The sequence below is a fragment of the Amycolatopsis sp. NPDC043885 genome, assembly GCF_056435685.1.
This window is the reverse complement of sequence record NZ_JBWKEA010000022.1, coordinates 31,741-46,344: the sequence shown is the minus strand read 5'-3', so window position 1 is coordinate 46,344 and position 14,604 is coordinate 31,741. Positions and strand designations below refer to the sequence as shown.

Below are 14,604 nucleotides of genomic sequence, written 5' to 3'. Positions count from 1 at the left end.
CCTAGGTAGTGAAGGCCTCCTTACCAACCCTCAGGGTAGGCAAGGAGGCCTTCACGGCTCACCCCACGTTCAACCGCATCCGGGAACCACGTAGGTACCGAAGACACCCTTGGTGCTAACCGTCCTTACCACTCACGAGCTTGTACCGCGGACTCGTCGAGTGCCATTCGAAACCGCCGCCCATCCACCCTCGCAACCCGCGTAAGAACCGTTGCAGCTCGAGGGACGGAACGGCGCTCAGCTTTTCGTGCGCCGCCTGGAAGTCCCGTACGACGTCGTTGTGCAGTTCGACGGTGATCGCCGTGGCCTCTTCGATCGAGCATTTCCGGTCGCCGGCGATCAGCAGGACCGCGTTGCAGGGCGGCGACTCGTCCTCCAGGTCCTTGGCGACCGAGTGCACGTCGTTGACGAGCACGGCCGCCGTCCCCGCCTGGATCGCCGCCTCGCGAACCCGGGGGTCGTAGTACAGGTTCGAGTTCAGTTCGTAGCCACCGAGGACGTCGATCAACGTCATCGAGGTGTAGAAGCTGTCGTGCTGCCGTGCCGCTAGGTATTCCCACGCCGGCGGGTATTTCCCGCTGTGGCGCCACGCGGCGTAGGCGGTCCAGCTCACGAACATCGCGAAGGTCGAGTAGCAGACTCGCTGGACCTGCGCCGCGGTCCCGGATCGCCGCAGGAAGTCCGTCGCCGAGCCCAGGGCTACCAGAACCCGGTCGTTCCGCAGTGTTTCGTCGAGGTCGCGGCTGAATTCGCCCAACGACGGCACCGGGTCCATCGCGGCCATCGCCAGCGCGAGCTTAGGCGGCAGCTCGGCGGGCACGGCGCCGAGGGAGGTGTCGTCGGCGTAGAGGTCGTCGGCCGCCCACCATGCGGCGTTGAGCTTCGCCGAGATCAACAGCCGGTCCGGATCCTCACAGTCCGGGTGGGCGAGCATGACGAGCCTGCCGAATCCCGCCTTCCCGATCTGCTCGCACTCCTCCTCGTCGAACCCGCACTCCCCCGCCCACAGGACGAGCCGCCGGTCGACCTCCAGGGCGAGCGGATCGTTGATCCGTTCGGTGACGGGGCAGTACAGCGGCGGCGCCGACCCGTCGCCCCACGGCCGGTAGGCGTACGCCGGGTCGAGAGCGGGCTCCTGCGGCGGTGGACCGTCCTCCACCGCCGCGGGAACAGCGGTCAGCCGGGCCGCCAGCCGGGCGGCGGACGTGCCCAGCCCGCTCGGACCGGCCAGCAGTGTGGCGAGCGCACCCTGTTCGGTCATCGCTTGCTCCGATGGTCTCGCGGGATCAGACGCGGTCCGCGGCGATCAGCAGGTAGTGGAAGCTGCCTTCGCGATAGGCGTCGAGGAACGGTCCTTCGATCCCGGTCGCCACCGAAGACTTCGCCCGCAGCTCCCAGTACGGGATCGTGTCCGGCGTCAGGTCCACCACCGAGATCGGCACCAGGTCGTTCGCCGTCATGGCCTTGAAGTACTCACTGCGTGGGTGGATGTTGCACGTGTAGTGCTGGTCGATCTGCGCGACGGCCTTGGACCGGCCGCCGGTCACGTCGTTGTAGCACCCGGTGATGGTGACGTACCGCCCGCCGAACTCCAGCTGCCGCGCGTGCTCGGCGAAGAGTTCGTGGAGGTCGACGTACATCGTGCTCTCGTTGTTCCAGATCGCCTTGCGCGAGCCGGTTTCGAAGCCGGTGTCGAGCATGTTCCGGAAGTGGTAGCGCACCCGATCGGCGACACCTCGGATATCCGCCTGGTGATTGGCGAACTCGACCTGCTTCTCCGAGATCGAGATGCCGTCGACGTGGCAGCCGAAGCGCGCGTTGGCCATGATGCTGGTCCCGCCGCGTCCGCAGCCGGCGTCGAGGAGCCGGTCGTCCGGTTTGACGTCGCCGAGGTGATCGAGCAGGACGTCCGCCTGAGCGGTCTCCAGTCGGTGCATTTCGGCGATGATCCGCTCGTCGCGGGTGTTCTCGGGGCCTTCCAGCACCGACCAGTCGACCTCGCCGACCCCGTAGTGGTGGTGGTAGAGCCCGTCCACATCGCCCAGACGCAGGTTGACCGGATCCTTCTCCTTGTTCCAGTACGACGCCACCGACTTCTGGTACTCGGTGCGCAACACCTTGGCAGGAGCGGGAGTACGGGCGATGGTCACGTGTGTGGTCCTTTCTGGAGCGTTGTTGTCCGTTGTCGTCGCGGGGCGAGGGGTCACCGCGCGACCTCGACGTTCTCCAGGACACCGAGCGCGTCAGGAACGAGCACGGCGGCCGAGTAGTAGGTGCTGACCAGATAGCTGGCGATCGCCTGTTCGTTGATGCCGTCGAAGCGCACGTTCAGGCCCGGCTCGTACTCGTCGGGCAGGCCGGTCTGGTGCAGTCCGATCACGCCGTTGTCCTCGACACCGGTCCGCATGGCGAGGATCGAGGACGTGCCGCTGTCGGTGATCGGGATCTTGTCGCAGGGCAGGAGCGGCACGCCGCGCCACGCGGCGACCACCTTGCCGTCGACCGTGGTGCCCTCCGGATACAGGCCGCGGCGCGTGCATTCCCTGCCGAACGCGGCGATCGCCTTCGGATGGGCGAGGAAGAACTTCGTCTTGCGGCGACGGCTGACGAGTTCGTCCATGTCGTCGGGTGTCGGCGGACCCGACCGGGTCTGGAACCGCGACTTGAGGTCGGCGTTGTGCAGCAGCCCGAACTCGCGGTTGTTGATCAGGTCGTACTCCTGCCGCTCCCGCAGTGCCGCCACGGTCAGCCGGAGTTGCTCGTCGAACTGGTCCATCGGCCCGTTGTAGAGATCGGTGACCCGGGTGTGCACCCGCAGCGCAGTCTGCGCGACGGCAAGGTCGTACTCGCGCGGCGAGATCTCGTAGTCGACGAACGTGCCGGGAAGCAGTGGCTCGCCGTCGTGCCCTGATGACATCCCGATCTCGGCCTCGCCCTTGGCGTTCTGCGGCTTTCCCTTATGCGCCAGCATGTCCTGGACGTGGCGGCGCATCGCCTCCGACCGGCCGTTGAGGTCGGCGAAGTCTTCGGCGCGCAGGGTCAGCACGATGACCGGGGTGACGGCCTTGGCGGTGAACGGCCAGTTCCGGTCGATGCCGGCGAGCATTTCTTCACCGAAGTGGTCGCCGTCGGCCATGCTGCCGACAGAGGCCTCGGCGCCGTACTCGCCCGGCACCACCTTGGCGATCTTGCCGTGCGCGACCAGCACGACCTCGTCGAGCGGAGTCCCGTGGCCGACGATGGTCTCGCCGGGCTGGTACTCGTGCTGCACGAACCGGTCGGCGAGCGCGTTGAGCGTGTCCTCGTCGTCGAAACCCCGCAGCAGGGCCAATTCCGCGAGTTCCTGTGGGACGACGCGGACCTCGGTGCCGACGTTGGTGAAGCTCACCCGTCCGTCGCCGATCGCGTAGGTCAGCCGCCGGTTGACCCGGAAGGTACCGCCGGACGCCTCGACCCAGGGCAGCATCTTCAGCAGCCAGCGCGGCGTGATGCTCTGCATCTGCGGCCGCGTCTTGGTGGTCGTCGCCAGGTTCCGCGCGGCGGCGGGGCCGAGACTGAGCCGCCGGTCGGCCTCCGGCGTCGTGGCGGTCATCCTTCGCGGCCGAGTTCGGCGGCTTCGAGGACGGCCAGCGCGTCCGGTACGAGCACGGCGGCGGAGTAGTACGTGCTGACGAGGTATGAGATGATCGCCTGCTCCGAGATCCCCATGAACCGGACGTTCAGGCCGGGCTCGTATTCGTCCGGCAGGCCGATCTGACGCAGTCCGACGACGCCCTGGTTCTTCTCGCCGGTGCGCATCAGCAGCACGGAGCTGGTGCTGGTCTGGCTCACCGGGATCTTGTTGCAGGGCAGGATCGGCACGCCGCGCCAGGACGGCACCTTGTGCCCGCCGAGATCGGTGCCGGTCGGGTAGATCCCACGTTTGCTGCACTCACGGCTGAACGCGGCGATCGTGCGCGGATGCGCGAGGAAGAAGCCGGGCTCCTTCCACACCAGTGCGAGCAGGTCGTCGAAGTCGTCAGGAGTGGGCGGGCCGGTGCGTGTCGCGATGCGCTGGGTGAAGTCGGCGTTGTGGAGCAGGCCGAAGTCCGTGTTGTTGATCATTTCGTGCTCTTGCCGCTCACGCAGCGCCTCGATGGTCAGGCGCAACTGCTGCTCGGTCTGGTCCATCGGCTGGTTGTAGAGATCGGACACCCGGCTGTGGACCCGGAGCACCGTCTGGGCGACGCTCAGTTCGTATTCGCGCGGCGAGGTCTCGTAGTCGACGAACGTACCCGGCAGCAGTGGCTCGCCGTCGTGCCCGGAGGAGATGTCGATCTCGGCCTCGCCGAAGTCGTTGGCGCGCCCGGAGTCCTGCGACGCCTGCTCGATCTGTGCCTGCAGCGATTCGGACTGTTCCAGTATGCGCTCGAAGTCCTGGCGGGTCAGGGTGAGCACGGTGCAGGCGGTGGCCGCCTTGGCGGTGAACTCCCAGATGCCGTCACCGTCCACGAGGGCTTGCGCACCGAAATAGTCGCCGTCCTTGACCACGCCCAGCGCGGTCTCGTCACCGTAAGGACCAGGGCCGGTCTTCGTGATCTTGCCGTGTGCGATGAGGTAGACCCGGTCGGCCCGGTGGCCGAATTCGACGAGCACGTCGCCGGCCGCCACTTCCTGCTGTTCGAATCGGCGGGCGAGTTCGGCGAGTACTTCCTCGTCGTCATATCCCTTGAGCGGCTTCAGCTCTCCCAGTTCCGCCGGGATCACACTCACCTCGGCGCCCGCTTTCGAGAAGGTCACCCGCCCGTCGCCGACCGCGTAATTGAGCCTCCGGTTGACCCGGTAGGCACCACCGTTCACCTGAACCCATTCGAGCGACTTCAGCAGCCAGCGGGACGAAATTCCCTGCATCTGCGGAACGGATTTGGTGGTCGTCGCCAGGTTGCGCGCGGCGGCCCTGCCCAAACTCAGCTGCGGATTTTCCGGCCCCTGGACACCTTCGGCGGAAGTGTCCGATTCGGTCACGGTCACAGCAAGGTCCACCCTTCGATAGTCGTGTGAACAAACAAGATCCACAATTCGCGGCGCGCCGGTCCTGCCCCGAAGTGCGGTCCGCAGGATCAACATAGCAAGGGGTTTTTCCCACACAAGCGCACTTTCAGGTAATACGACAATGCCACCCGAATGCCGAATTTCCCTTGCGCACGAAGCTTTTTAACAAAGTCACTCGACGTTTTACGGTGGCCACGCAATCGGGCCAGCAATTGCGCTGAGGTGTCACGCGAAGCCGCGCCGGGATTCCCCCGGGTACCCGCGATGCGGCCGTTGGAGTGGCCACACCGGGCTCTTTCGGGTTGGTCCGGCGTCCCTGTTCGGCGATGACTTGACAGACCGCGACGAAACAGAGGGTCGCGTCCGGACACTCAGTAGGGGCAATGGTTCAGCCCTTGCTGATACGTCAGCGTTGGCTGTACTGTCTCGCCTGTGCTGACATGTGAGACCCAGGGGGCCGCCCTCGCCCGGCTCGGTCGTGCCCTCGCCGACCCGAACCGGTGCCGGATCCTGGTCGCCCTGCTCGATGGCGTGAACTATCCCGGGCTGCTGGCCGGGCAACTCGGGTTGAGCCGCTCGAACGTGTCGAACCATCTCGCCTGCCTGCGTGGTTGCGGGCTGGTCGTGGCCACCTATGAGGGCAGGCAGGTCCGCTACTCGTTGGCGGACGAGCATCTCGCCCGCGCCCTGCGGGAACTTGTCCAGGTCGTGCTGGCCGTCGACACCGCCGAGCCCTGCATGGACGAGGCGCTCCGATGAGTGTGGAGAGCGGTTCCTGTGCGGATGGCTGCTGCGCCGCGAGGTCCACAGTGGCCCCGGATCGCCGTGCCGTGCTTTCCCGGCGGGTCCGGCTCTTGGTCGCCGCGACGATCACGTACAACGTCGTCGAGGCGGTCGTCGCCATCGCGGCGGGCACCATCGCCTCGTCGACGGCCCTGATCGGTTTCGGCCTGGACTCGGTCATCGAGGTCGCCTCGGCCGCGGCGGTCGCCTGGCAGTTCTCCGGAAAGGACCCCGAAGCCCGCGAACGCGCGGCGCTCAAGGTCATCGCGGTGTCCTTCTTCGCGCTGGCCGCGTACGTCACCGTCGAATCGGTACGCGCCCTGTTTGGCGCCGACCCCGCCGAACACTCCCCTGTCGGCATCGTGCTGGCGGCGGTCTCGTTGTTCGTGATGCCGTTCCTGTCCTACGCCCAGCGCCGCGCCGGGCGCGAACTCGGCTCCGCCAGCGCCGTCGCCGACTCGAAGCAAACCTTGCTCTGCACCTATCTTTCCGGTGTGCTGCTCGTCGGGCTGTTGCTCAACAGCCTCCTCGGCTGGTACTGGGCCGACCCGCTGGTCGCGCTCGTCATAGCCGCCGTCGCGATCAAGGAAGGCCGCGAGGCCTGGCGCGGGGAACACTGCTGCTGAAAGGAGCGTCATGACCCGGCCCGCCCGATGGAACCGTTACTGGGACGGCAAATCCCAGAACTACGACCGGGAGATGCAGTTCCTGGACCGGAAGCTCTTCGGCGATTCCCGTACGTGGGCCTGCGGCCAGGCCACCGGCGAAGTTCTCGAAGTCGCCGTCGGGACCGGCCTGAACCTGCCGCTCTATCCCGAAGACGTCACGCTCACCGGCATCGATCTCAGCGACGGAATGCTCACCATCGCCCGCGGCCGCGCCGAACGCCTCGGCCATCCGGTGACGCTGCGGCGGGCCGATGCCCATGACCTCCCCTTCGACGCCGATTCGTTCGACACCGTGGTCTGCACGCTCGGACTCTGCGCCATCCCCGACGACGGCAAGGCGTTGCGGGAAATGGCCAGGGTTCTCCGGCCAGGGGGCAGGCTCATCCTGCTCGACCACATCGCGAGTTCGTCGCGCGCCGTCCGCGGTCTGCAATGGATCGCCGAAAAGATCACCGTGCCGATGGCGGGCGAGCACTTCCTCCGTCGCCCGCTCGACAAGGTCGACGGTCTCGGCTTGGCCGTGGAGCACCGGGAGCGGTTCAAACTCGGGCTGGTGGAACGGCTCGTCGCCCGCAAGTGAACCGTGTCATCGGAATTTCATCGACGTGGCCGATCCTGATGGCGTGACCTACCCTCAGCAGCAGCAGCCGCCCATCTGGCAGCAGTACCCCGTCGCGACGCCGAAGAAGACCCCGAAGACGGGGCTGATCGTGGGGATCGCCGCCGCGGCGGTCGTCGTCACCGGCGGGGCGATCGCGGTGACCGTGGCCATCACCACGGGCGGCGGCGCTTCCGGTGCCGGCGTTCCCGAGGTCGACCCCGACCCGTTCTCGGCGCAGGCCGGGGATTGCATCTCGGCCGACGAAGACGCCGGCAGCAACGGCGCGTTCAGCGCCGGCGCCGTCCGGGTCCACTGCTCGGACAGCTCCGCCAACTATTCGGTGATCGCCCAGCTCGCGTCCGGGTCCGGCTCGGACTGCAACTCCGTGCCCGGCTACGAGTACGGCAACCCCGTCGTCTACGACTTCAAGTCGGGGCGGTCCAGGGAACTCTGCGTCATGCCGAGGGGATGACGGCTCAGGACGGTTGTCGCCGGGCGAGGCTTCGGGCTTGCCCGGCGTGCAGATCGCTCACCCATTCCCAGCCGGGTTTCGCCGACGGGCCGATTCGCGGGTCGTCCGGAGTCCGGCCGTCGCGCAAGGCGTGCACGTACGCGCGATCCAGGTCGATCCGTGCCCGCACTTCACCGGCTCCGCCGAAGGCTCCGTGGCCGGGTACGACGACGTCGACGTCGCCCGCCGCGTCTTCGATCACCCGGAGCCCGGCCAGGTAGTCCTCGATCGGATCCCCGTCGTCGTCGAACATCGGGACCAGGACGTCGGAAAGCATGTCGCCGGCGATGAGCACCTCGCGGTCCTCGATCAGCAGCGCCGCATGACCGGGAGCGTGGGCCGGATGCTCGACGATCCGGATTCGCGGGCCGTCCCAAGGAATCCGGGTGGTTCCGGCGGGCAGGCCGGTGATGAGGCCGAACAGGTCGAGCGGCACCTGTCCGTCGATTTCCGGCGGTAGCCCCTCGGCGACGCCGGTCTTCCAGTCCGCGTTCGACCGCAGATCTCGCAGGTACTCCGCGCAACGGGCGGTGCCGTAGCGGGGCGCGTCACCCAGCTCGGCGTGCCAGAGCACGTGATCCCAATCGGGATGGGTCGCGAAACCCGCCACGACCGGGCGGCCCGAATCGGAGAGATCGTGCGCGAGGCAGGCCATTTCGTCGCCCGTGATCCCGGGGTCGACGAGCAGCACGCCGTCCCTGCCCTCCACGACGACCGTGTTGTTCTCGAGCAGCGCGCTCTGGTGGACCAGTACACCCTCCGCGACCTGTGTCAGCACGGCGATCCCTCCGCTTGTGATGTCCCGTTACGGCTGGCTTCCCAGGCCGCTTCGATCATCCGGAAGATTTCGTCCACCGCGGCCGCCGGATCGGCCGCCTCCCGGCCGAGCGAGTAGGCGTTGATCACGAACCTCGCGATCGTCCGGCAGGCGATCGCGGACCGCGACGACTCCACATCCGCCGCGATGGCCGCCGCCAGGGACTCCGCGTGGCGCAGCCGCATCGAGTCCTCGTACTCCCGCAACGCGGGCGACTCGTCGATCATGCGCCAGATCGGTGCGGCGCCGTCCGCCGTGCAATGGCGCACCATCGCGTGGACCTCCCGGCGCAGCGCGGGAATGAGCGGCTCGTGCGGCGCCCTTTCGGTGACCGCCCGCGCGAGGCCCTGCTCGAACTCCGCGTCCTGCCCGAACACCAAGGCCTCTTTCGAGGCGAAGTGGGAGAAGAGCGTCGTGACGGCCACGTCGGCCTCCGCCGCCACCTCGCGGATGCCCACCGCGTCATACCCACGTTCCAGGAAAAGCCGCAGTGCGGTGTCGGCGATCTTCTGACGGGTGGCGGCCTTCTTCCGCTCACGCCGTCCAGTCGGCACGGTCATGCGGGGACGCTATCAGATCCGAAACAACAACGGTTTCAAAATACTAACCGTTAGTGCTACGGTCGATCGCATGAAGAAAGTGATCTTCACCGAGTTCGGTGGTCCGGAAGTCCTGCAGCTCGTCGACGCCGCGGATCCGCACGCCGGCCCAGGCCAGGTACGCATCGCTGTGCGAGCTGCGGGGGTGAACCCCGTCGACTGGAGAATCCGTGAAGGCCAGGTCCTGGGCGCGCATCCGACGGTGTTGCCGTCCGGCGTGGGCCTGGACGCCGCCGGGGTCGTGGACGAGATCGGCGAAGCCGTCACCGGAGTCGACGTCGGCGATTTCGTGTTCGGCGAGGGTGCGAGTACCTATGCCGAGTTCGCCGTGCTGACGGCGTGGGCTGTGATGCCCGAAGGTCTGACGTTCGAGGAGGCGGCCGGATACCCCTCCGTGGTCGAGACGGCGATACGGCTGATCCGCGAAGCCGGAGTGCGGCCTGGCGAGATACTGCTGGTCAGCGGCGCGTCCGGCGGGGTCGGGTCGGCGGTGCTGCAGATCGCGCGGGAACGCGGCATCGCGGTGATCGGCACGGCGGGCGCCGCGAACCAGGACTACCTGCGCGCCCTGGGCGCGCTCGCCACGACCTACGGTGAGGGCTGGGTGGAGCGGGTGCGGCGGCTCGGCCTCGTCGACGCCGCTCTCGACCTGGCCGGATCCGGCGTGATCCCGGACCTGGTCGAGCTCACCGGGGATCCGGGGAAGGTCATCTCCATCGCCGACCTCGGCGCGCCCGAGTTCGGTGTCCGTTTCTCCGGCGTGGCCGGGAGCGTGCCGGACGCACTGGCCGAGGCCGTCGATCTCATCTCACGAGGGAAGCTGCACATACCGGTCGAGAAGGCCTATTCGCTCGCCGACGCCGCGGCGGCGCATGCCGACAGCCACGCCGGGCACGCCCGCGGCCGCCGGGTCATCGTCGTCTGAGCCGGTTCAGGATCCGGCCGCGGGAAGGATCACGACGCCGTCGTCATCGGCGTAGAGCGTGTCTCCGGGGGTGAACGTCACTCCCCCGAAACCGACTGGGACGTCGACAGCGCCGGCGCCTGCCTTGGAACTCTTGCGCGGGTTGGTGCCGAGCGCCTTCACCCCGAGTGGGAGCCCGGCGAGCTCGGCGCTGTCACGTACCGCGCCGTTGACGACGATGCCCGCCCAGCCGTTGTCGACGGCGGACTTCGCGATCATGTCGCCGGTGAGCGCGCTGTGCAGCGAGCCACCACCGTCGACCACCAGGACGGCGCCGTCACCGGGGGTGGCGAGGGCCTTCTTGACCAGGCCGTTGTCTTCGTGACAGGAGATGGTGCGGATCGGGCCCGAGAACTTCCGGTGCCCGCCGAACTGGCGGAACTGGGTGTCGCAGACGCGCAGCCGGTCGCCGTGTTCGTCCACGAGGTCGGCGGTGGTGAAGGAATCGATCACGCGCACGAGCTTCTCATGTCGCCTCGGGCGGGAACACCGAGTCCAGCACGTGAGTGAGGATGGCGGCGGAGTCGGCGGCCGGTGCGACCGCCTGCCGCAGGGCGAGCCCGATACCCAGAGCTCCCAGCATCACCACGGCCTCGTGGAGCGGCATGGCAGGTTCGAGGCGGAGCCGCCGCGCATGCTCGACGAGCAGGGAGACGACGTCGTCGTCGTGACGCCGCTGGACGGCGGCGACGAGAGCGGCGGTTTCGGGCTGTTGTGCCGTCGCGGCGAGCACTTCGGCGGCCGCCGCGCTCCAGCGGGCGGCATCCTTGTCCACCACGTCGTCGGGGGCCAAGGCCGCGATGACGTCGTCCCTGTCGGTGGCCACGGCGAGAGATTTCTTCAGCTCCGAGAGGTGTCCTTCCGCGGTGGCTTCGATGATCGCCAGCCACAGCCCTTCCTTGCCGCCGAAGTGCTTGTAGACGGCGCCGCGGGTGTACCCGGCGTCGGCCGCGATCTCCTCGACCGTCGCCGCCAGGAAGCCGCGCCGCAAGAAGACCTGGCGTCCGGCCTCCAGCAGGTGTTCGTGGGTGCGCTGCTGCTGCTCGGCCCGTGTCAGCCTGGTCATCGCCCGCCCTATTCAGTAACAGAACGTTTCTGGATACACGACGTTACTGTATCGTCGGGTGCATGGAGGTCCTGGCGCCCGTGGCCGCGTTCCTCAGCCTTCCCCTCTTCCTGGCCGGGTTCGCGTGGTACGCCGCGCGTGCCCGCCGGGCAGGCGTCAGCCAGTCACTGCTGGCGCCGATCGAGGAGATTTGGGACCCGATCTCGCACAAGACCAACATCGAGATCCAGATCGAGGCCGAACGGAGCCCCGAAACGCCCTCGCCCGGAGACCCGCCCGAGCTGAAGTGGCGGCTGTAGCGTCAGTACCCGACGGTGAAATGCCGGTCCGGGCCCGGATTCTCGAGCTCGTCCACGACGGCGACCGCGAGATCCTCCGCCGATATCCCGGATGACCCGTCCTCCGCGGTGAGGATGGTCGTCGTTCCCCGCCGGTAGACGCCGGTCCGGACGCCGGGCTCGAGCATCGCGGGCGGGCTGAGGTACACCCAGTCGCCCGCAACGGCCCGGCGCCGCCGATGACCAGGACGCGAGTGCCCGCCGCGGCGTCGAGCAGGGCCGTGACCGTGGCGGCGACCGTGTCTTCGGCGCCGGGCGCCGGTCTCGTCGCGCCCACGACGGCATCGACTCCCCCGAATACCGCTCTCATGTGCCCTGTGTCAGTGACGTCGCCGCGCACGACGTTCACGTCCGGATGCGGGAACCCGCCATTCCCGACGCTCCGACAACGGCGATCTTCATCGGACAGCGCCTTCCTGCTTGCTCTTCGGGGTGATCTGGCCTGCCACGATCGAGGCCAGAGCGAGCGCGAAGCCGACGAGCTGGATCGGCCCGAGCGACTGACCGAGCAGCACGGCGCCGAGTACCGCGGCGACCATCGGCGAGAGCAGGCCGAGGACCGCGACCGACGTGACCGGCAGGGCTGTGATGCCACGGAACCACAGCACGTAGGCGAGCAGGCCGCCGATCAGGCCGAGCCAGAGGTAGCCGAGTGCCGCGTTCAGGTCGATGGCAGGCGGTGCGCCTTCGAAGAAGAAGGTCACCGGTACCAGAAACAACCCGCCCGCGGTGAGCTGCCACGAGGCGAACGCGGTCGGCCCGACGTCGGCAGGGCGTCCCCATCGTTTGGTGAGCGTGACGCCGAGCGCCATGGTGCCCGCGCCACCGAGTCCGGCGAGCACCCCGATCAGGTCGAAGCCCGCCGCGGGTCCGATCACCACCAGGCCGACACCCACGATCCCGACGATCCCCCAGGCGAGCCGCCACGCGGACGGGTTCTGGCGTAACACGGCCACGGCGAGGATCGCGACGAGCAGCGGCTGGGCGGCACCGAGCGTGGCCGCGACGCCGCCGGGCAGCCGTTCGGCGGCGACGAACAGCAAGGGGAAGAACATCCCGATGTTGAGGACGCCGAGCGCGGCGGCCTTCAGCCACCAGGTGCCGCGCGGGAGTGTGCGGGTGATGGCGAGCGCGATCAGTCCGGCGGGCAAGGCGCGCATGAGCCCTGCGAAGAGCGGATGTCCAGGCGGAAGTAGTTCGGTGGTGACCACGTAGGTCGTCCCCCAGACCATGGGGGCGAAGGCGGTCAGCGCGGTTCCGGCGAGACCTGCGGCGAGCGGTGTGGTCGTCAGCGTTTTCACGCTTCCCAGCTTCGACGCCGACGATCAATGAGTCCAACACATGTTTGTCACTTGATCCATCGTGATTCAAGATGGATTCATGGAGCTTCAGCAGATGCGATACGTCGTGGCCGTGGCGGAAACGAACAGCTTCACGCGTGCCGCGCAACGGTGTCTCGTCGTGCAGTCGGCGCTGAGCCACCAGATCGCGCGGCTGGAACGAGAACTCGGCGCGCGGCTGTTCGAGCGCACGAGCCGACGGGTGCGGCTCACCGCCGCCGGAGAGGCGTTCCTGCCCGCCGCCCGGCAATGCCTCGAGGCCGCGGAGCGGGCCGGATCGGAGGTCGCGGCGGCCGTCGGCGAGATCCGCGGGCGGCTCACCGTCGGTGTGATCCCGACCGTCGCGGCGGTCGACGTCCCGGCCGCCCTGCAGACCTTTCGCGGTCGGTATCCGCACGTCCGGATCGGGCTGCGGGTCGGGGCGAGCGGGCAGCTGGTGGAGCAGATCAAGGACGGTGCGATCGAGGTCGCGTTCCTCGGCCTTCCGGTGACCGACCGGCCGGACGGCGTCGCCACCTGCGAACTGGGCAGGGACGATCTGATCGCCGTGGTGGCTCCCGGACACCCTCTCGCCGTCGAGTCCGAAGTGGATTTGAAGCGGCTTTCGTCGGAGGTGTTCGTCGACTTCCCGTCCGGATCCGCGGGGCGTGCCCAGACGGATCAGGCCTTCGCCGCGGCGGGAGTGACCCGGGAGGTCGCCTTTGAGGTGACGGCCGCCGACTTCATGGCGCGGCTCATCCATCAGGGCTTGGGGGTGGCGCTGCTGCCGTCGAAATTCGTGCCGAACCTGACCGACGTGGTCACCGTGCCGGTGCGGGACGCGCCCGCGCGGATCGAACATCTCGTCTGGAACCGCTTCACGGTCACTCCGGCGGCGAAGGCCTTCCTGGAGATTCTGGGCGTCGTGAGCGAAACTCGCCCTTCGCACCCTGCCCGAAGGTCGTGAAGGCCTCCTTGCCAACCCTCAGGGTAGGCAAGGAGGCCTTCACGACCTTGGTGGCCGCACGAGCCGGGCACTTACTTGCGGTCCGCCTTGATGATCTCGAAAAGGCTGGTCCACGAGCTACGTCCGTGTCCGGCGGCGATCGCCCGGTCGTAGTGCGACTTGACCGCCTCGGGCAGGGCCAGGTCGACCCCGGCGTCCCGGCTCGCCTGGACGATGTGGTCGGCCGTCGCGCCCATCATGGTCACGCTGGCGTCGTCGCCGGGGTGTTCGCCCTTCTCGATCTGCTCGGCCGCGGCGTCCAGGTAGAAATCCATCATCTTGAAGTTGTCCTTGGCGTACGGGAGGAACTTCTCCACCGGCACACCGGCCGAGCGCACCAGCGCGCTCGCGTGCATGAACACCGAAAGCGAGGTCAGGAAGACGTCCAGCTGCGCCTGGTAGAACAGCTGCGCCAGCCGGACGTCGTCACCGAGGTAATCCGGCCGCCCGATCAGCGCCAGGGTCTCGCGGTGCTTCTCGAGCACGTCAGCCGGGCCGCTGTAGAAGACGTACGCCTCCTCCTTGCCGACCAACTCGGCGGGCACCATCACACCACCCGCGAGGAACTGCCCGCCACGGGCCTTGACCCAGTCCGCGGCTTCGCGGGTCTTCTCCGGAGTGTCCGAGCTGAGGTTGACGATCACCTTGCCCGCCAGTGCGTCCTCGGCCTTGCCGAGGATGTCGTACATGGCGGCGTAGTCGGTGAGGCTCAGCAGCACCAGCTCCGACGCCGCCACCGCGTCCGCGGGAGTCGCGGCGCGCACGGCGCCCGCCGCGACGACGTCGTCCGCGCGGGCGGCGGTGCGGTTCCAGACCGTCACTCCGTGGCCGTTCTCCAGGAGTACCCGGACCATGGCCTGTCCCATCGGGCCGAGCCCGATCAGTGTGATCATTGTGTCTT

18 protein-coding genes are annotated in these 14,604 nt (G+C 68.1%); 7 read left to right on the top strand and 11 right to left on the bottom strand.

Features of this window, described 5'->3' with window-relative positions; all coding sequences use genetic code 11:
• Positions 1–115: 115 nt before the first annotated feature.
• Genes AC069I_RS38810 through AC069I_RS38795 form a run of 4 tightly spaced genes read right to left on the bottom strand, consistent with a single transcriptional unit; the run spans position 116 to position 5,010 of the window.
• Entirely contained in the window at positions 116–1,261 is a 1,146-nt protein-coding gene (locus AC069I_RS38810) for a family 2 encapsulin nanocompartment cargo protein terpene cyclase (RefSeq protein ID WP_478267584.1), read from the bottom strand.
• A 25-nt stretch (positions 1,262–1,286) separates the two neighbouring features.
• Positions 1,287–2,150, bottom strand: a complete 864-nt coding sequence (locus AC069I_RS38805) for a geranyl diphosphate 2-C-methyltransferase (RefSeq protein WP_478232834.1) — start codon at positions 2,148–2,150, stop codon at positions 1,287–1,289.
• Between the two features lie 53 nt (positions 2,151–2,203).
• Positions 2,204–3,592: a family 2B encapsulin nanocompartment shell protein gene (locus AC069I_RS38800; protein ID WP_478267583.1), complete on the bottom strand. Its 1,389-nt coding sequence runs from the start codon at positions 3,590–3,592 to the stop codon at positions 2,204–2,206.
• Positions 3,589–5,010 (bottom strand): family 2B encapsulin nanocompartment shell protein, encoded by a 1,422-nt coding sequence (locus AC069I_RS38795; RefSeq protein ID WP_478267582.1) that lies wholly within the window; start codon positions 5,008–5,010, stop codon positions 3,589–3,591. The genes AC069I_RS38800 and AC069I_RS38795 overlap by 4 nt, the downstream gene beginning before the upstream one ends.
• 453 nt (positions 5,011–5,463) lie before the next feature.
• Between AC069I_RS38795 and cmtR the strand changes: the two genes are divergently transcribed.
• From cmtR to AC069I_RS38775, 4 genes are read left to right on the top strand one after another with little or no spacing between them, the layout of a single operon-like run.
• Positions 5,464–5,790: a Cd(II)/Pb(II)-sensing metalloregulatory transcriptional regulator CmtR gene (cmtR, locus tag AC069I_RS38790; protein WP_478228139.1), complete on the top strand. Its 327-nt coding sequence runs from the start codon at positions 5,464–5,466 to the stop codon at positions 5,788–5,790.
• Positions 5,787–6,440 carry a cation efflux transmembrane domain-containing protein gene (locus AC069I_RS38785; RefSeq protein ID WP_478267581.1) on the top strand — a complete coding sequence of 218 codons (654 nt, stop codon included), beginning with the start codon at positions 5,787–5,789 and terminating at the stop codon, positions 6,438–6,440. Before cmtR ends, AC069I_RS38785 begins: the two co-directional genes overlap by 4 nt.
• A gap of 10 nt (positions 6,441–6,450) precedes the next feature.
• The gene (locus tag AC069I_RS38780) at positions 6,451–7,062 is read left to right on the top strand and encodes a class I SAM-dependent methyltransferase (RefSeq protein WP_478228137.1); all 612 of its coding nucleotides are present in this window, start codon (positions 6,451–6,453) and stop codon (positions 7,060–7,062) included.
• A gap of 43 nt (positions 7,063–7,105) precedes the next feature.
• On the top strand, positions 7,106–7,555 hold the full coding sequence (locus AC069I_RS38775; RefSeq protein WP_478267580.1) for an LppU/SCO3897 family protein: 450 nt from the start codon (positions 7,106–7,108) through the stop codon (positions 7,553–7,555).
• Between the two features lie 4 nt (positions 7,556–7,559).
• Here the strand turns inward: AC069I_RS38775 and AC069I_RS38770 are convergent, their stop codons facing one another.
• Complete coding sequence (locus tag AC069I_RS38770; protein WP_478267579.1) at positions 7,560–8,372, bottom strand: MBL fold metallo-hydrolase; 813 nt, start codon at positions 8,370–8,372, stop codon at positions 7,560–7,562.
• Positions 8,366–8,971, bottom strand: a complete 606-nt coding sequence (locus AC069I_RS38765; RefSeq protein WP_478267578.1) for a TetR/AcrR family transcriptional regulator — start codon at positions 8,969–8,971, stop codon at positions 8,366–8,368. Before AC069I_RS38765 ends, AC069I_RS38770 begins: the two co-directional genes overlap by 7 nt.
• A 70-nt stretch (positions 8,972–9,041) precedes the next feature.
• Between AC069I_RS38765 and AC069I_RS38760 the strand changes: the two genes are divergently transcribed.
• On the top strand, positions 9,042–9,935 hold the full coding sequence (locus AC069I_RS38760; RefSeq protein ID WP_478267577.1) for an NADP-dependent oxidoreductase: 894 nt from the start codon (positions 9,042–9,044) through the stop codon (positions 9,933–9,935).
• Between the two features lie 6 nt (positions 9,936–9,941).
• On the opposite strand, the gene rraA is transcribed toward AC069I_RS38760, so the two are convergent.
• A complete protein-coding gene (rraA, locus tag AC069I_RS38755; RefSeq protein ID WP_478267576.1) occupies positions 9,942–10,427 on the bottom strand; it encodes a ribonuclease E activity regulator RraA in 486 nt (161 codons plus the stop codon).
• A 13-nt stretch (positions 10,428–10,440) separates the two neighbouring features.
• A complete protein-coding gene (locus AC069I_RS38750) occupies positions 10,441–11,040 on the bottom strand; it encodes a TetR/AcrR family transcriptional regulator (RefSeq protein ID WP_478267575.1) in 600 nt (199 codons plus the stop codon).
• 62 nt (positions 11,041–11,102) lie between these two features.
• Between AC069I_RS38750 and AC069I_RS38745 the strand changes: the two genes are divergently transcribed.
• The gene (locus tag AC069I_RS38745; RefSeq protein WP_340681820.1) at positions 11,103–11,339 is read left to right on the top strand and encodes a hypothetical protein; all 237 of its coding nucleotides are present in this window, start codon (positions 11,103–11,105) and stop codon (positions 11,337–11,339) included.
• Between the two features lie 2 nt (positions 11,340–11,341).
• On the opposite strand, the gene AC069I_RS38740 is transcribed toward AC069I_RS38745, so the two are convergent.
• Positions 11,342–11,527 (bottom strand): hypothetical protein, encoded by a 186-nt coding sequence (locus AC069I_RS38740; RefSeq protein WP_478267574.1) that lies wholly within the window; start codon positions 11,525–11,527, stop codon positions 11,342–11,344.
• A 249-nt stretch (positions 11,528–11,776) separates the two neighbouring features.
• Positions 11,777–12,679 (bottom strand): EamA family transporter, encoded by a 903-nt coding sequence (locus tag AC069I_RS38735; RefSeq protein WP_478267573.1) that lies wholly within the window; start codon positions 12,677–12,679, stop codon positions 11,777–11,779.
• Between the two features lie 79 nt (positions 12,680–12,758).
• Between AC069I_RS38735 and AC069I_RS38730 the strand changes: the two genes are divergently transcribed.
• Positions 12,759–13,664 (top strand): LysR family transcriptional regulator, encoded by a 906-nt coding sequence (locus AC069I_RS38730; RefSeq protein WP_478228127.1) that lies wholly within the window; start codon positions 12,759–12,761, stop codon positions 13,662–13,664.
• A 71-nt stretch (positions 13,665–13,735) separates the two neighbouring features.
• On the opposite strand, the gene AC069I_RS38725 is transcribed toward AC069I_RS38730, so the two are convergent.
• The gene (locus tag AC069I_RS38725) at positions 13,736–14,596 is read right to left on the bottom strand and encodes an NAD(P)-dependent oxidoreductase (RefSeq protein WP_478228126.1); all 861 of its coding nucleotides are present in this window, start codon (positions 14,594–14,596) and stop codon (positions 13,736–13,738) included.
• Positions 14,597–14,604: the final 8 nt, after the last annotated feature.

Bases quoted from the DNA above. Each gene is read 5' to 3' on its own strand.
- AC069I_RS38750 (WP_478267575.1), bottom strand. From the start codon at position 11,040: ATGACCAGGCTGACACGGGCCGAGCAGCAGCAGCGCACCCACGAACAC.
- AC069I_RS38765 (WP_478267578.1), bottom strand. From the start codon at position 8,971: ATGACCGTGCCGACTGGACGGCGTGAGCGGAAGAAGGCCGCCACCCGT.
- AC069I_RS38760 (WP_478267577.1), top strand. From the start codon at position 9,042: ATGAAGAAAGTGATCTTCACCGAGTTCGGTGGTCCGGAAGTCCTGCAG.
- AC069I_RS38730 (WP_478228127.1), top strand. From the start codon at position 12,759: ATGGAGCTTCAGCAGATGCGATACGTCGTGGCCGTGGCGGAAACGAAC.
- AC069I_RS38810 (WP_478267584.1), bottom strand. From the start codon at position 1,261: ATGACCGAACAGGGTGCGCTCGCCACACTGCTGGCCGGTCCGAGCGGG.
- AC069I_RS38725 (WP_478228126.1), bottom strand. From the start codon at position 14,596: ATGATCACACTGATCGGGCTCGGCCCGATGGGACAGGCCATGGTCCGG.
- AC069I_RS38780 (WP_478228137.1), top strand. From the start codon at position 6,451: ATGACCCGGCCCGCCCGATGGAACCGTTACTGGGACGGCAAATCCCAG.
- AC069I_RS38785 (WP_478267581.1), top strand. From the start codon at position 5,787: ATGAGTGTGGAGAGCGGTTCCTGTGCGGATGGCTGCTGCGCCGCGAGG.
- AC069I_RS38745 (WP_340681820.1), top strand. From the start codon at position 11,103: ATGGAGGTCCTGGCGCCCGTGGCCGCGTTCCTCAGCCTTCCCCTCTTC.
- AC069I_RS38800 (WP_478267583.1), bottom strand. From the start codon at position 3,592: ATGACCGCCACGACGCCGGAGGCCGACCGGCGGCTCAGTCTCGGCCCC.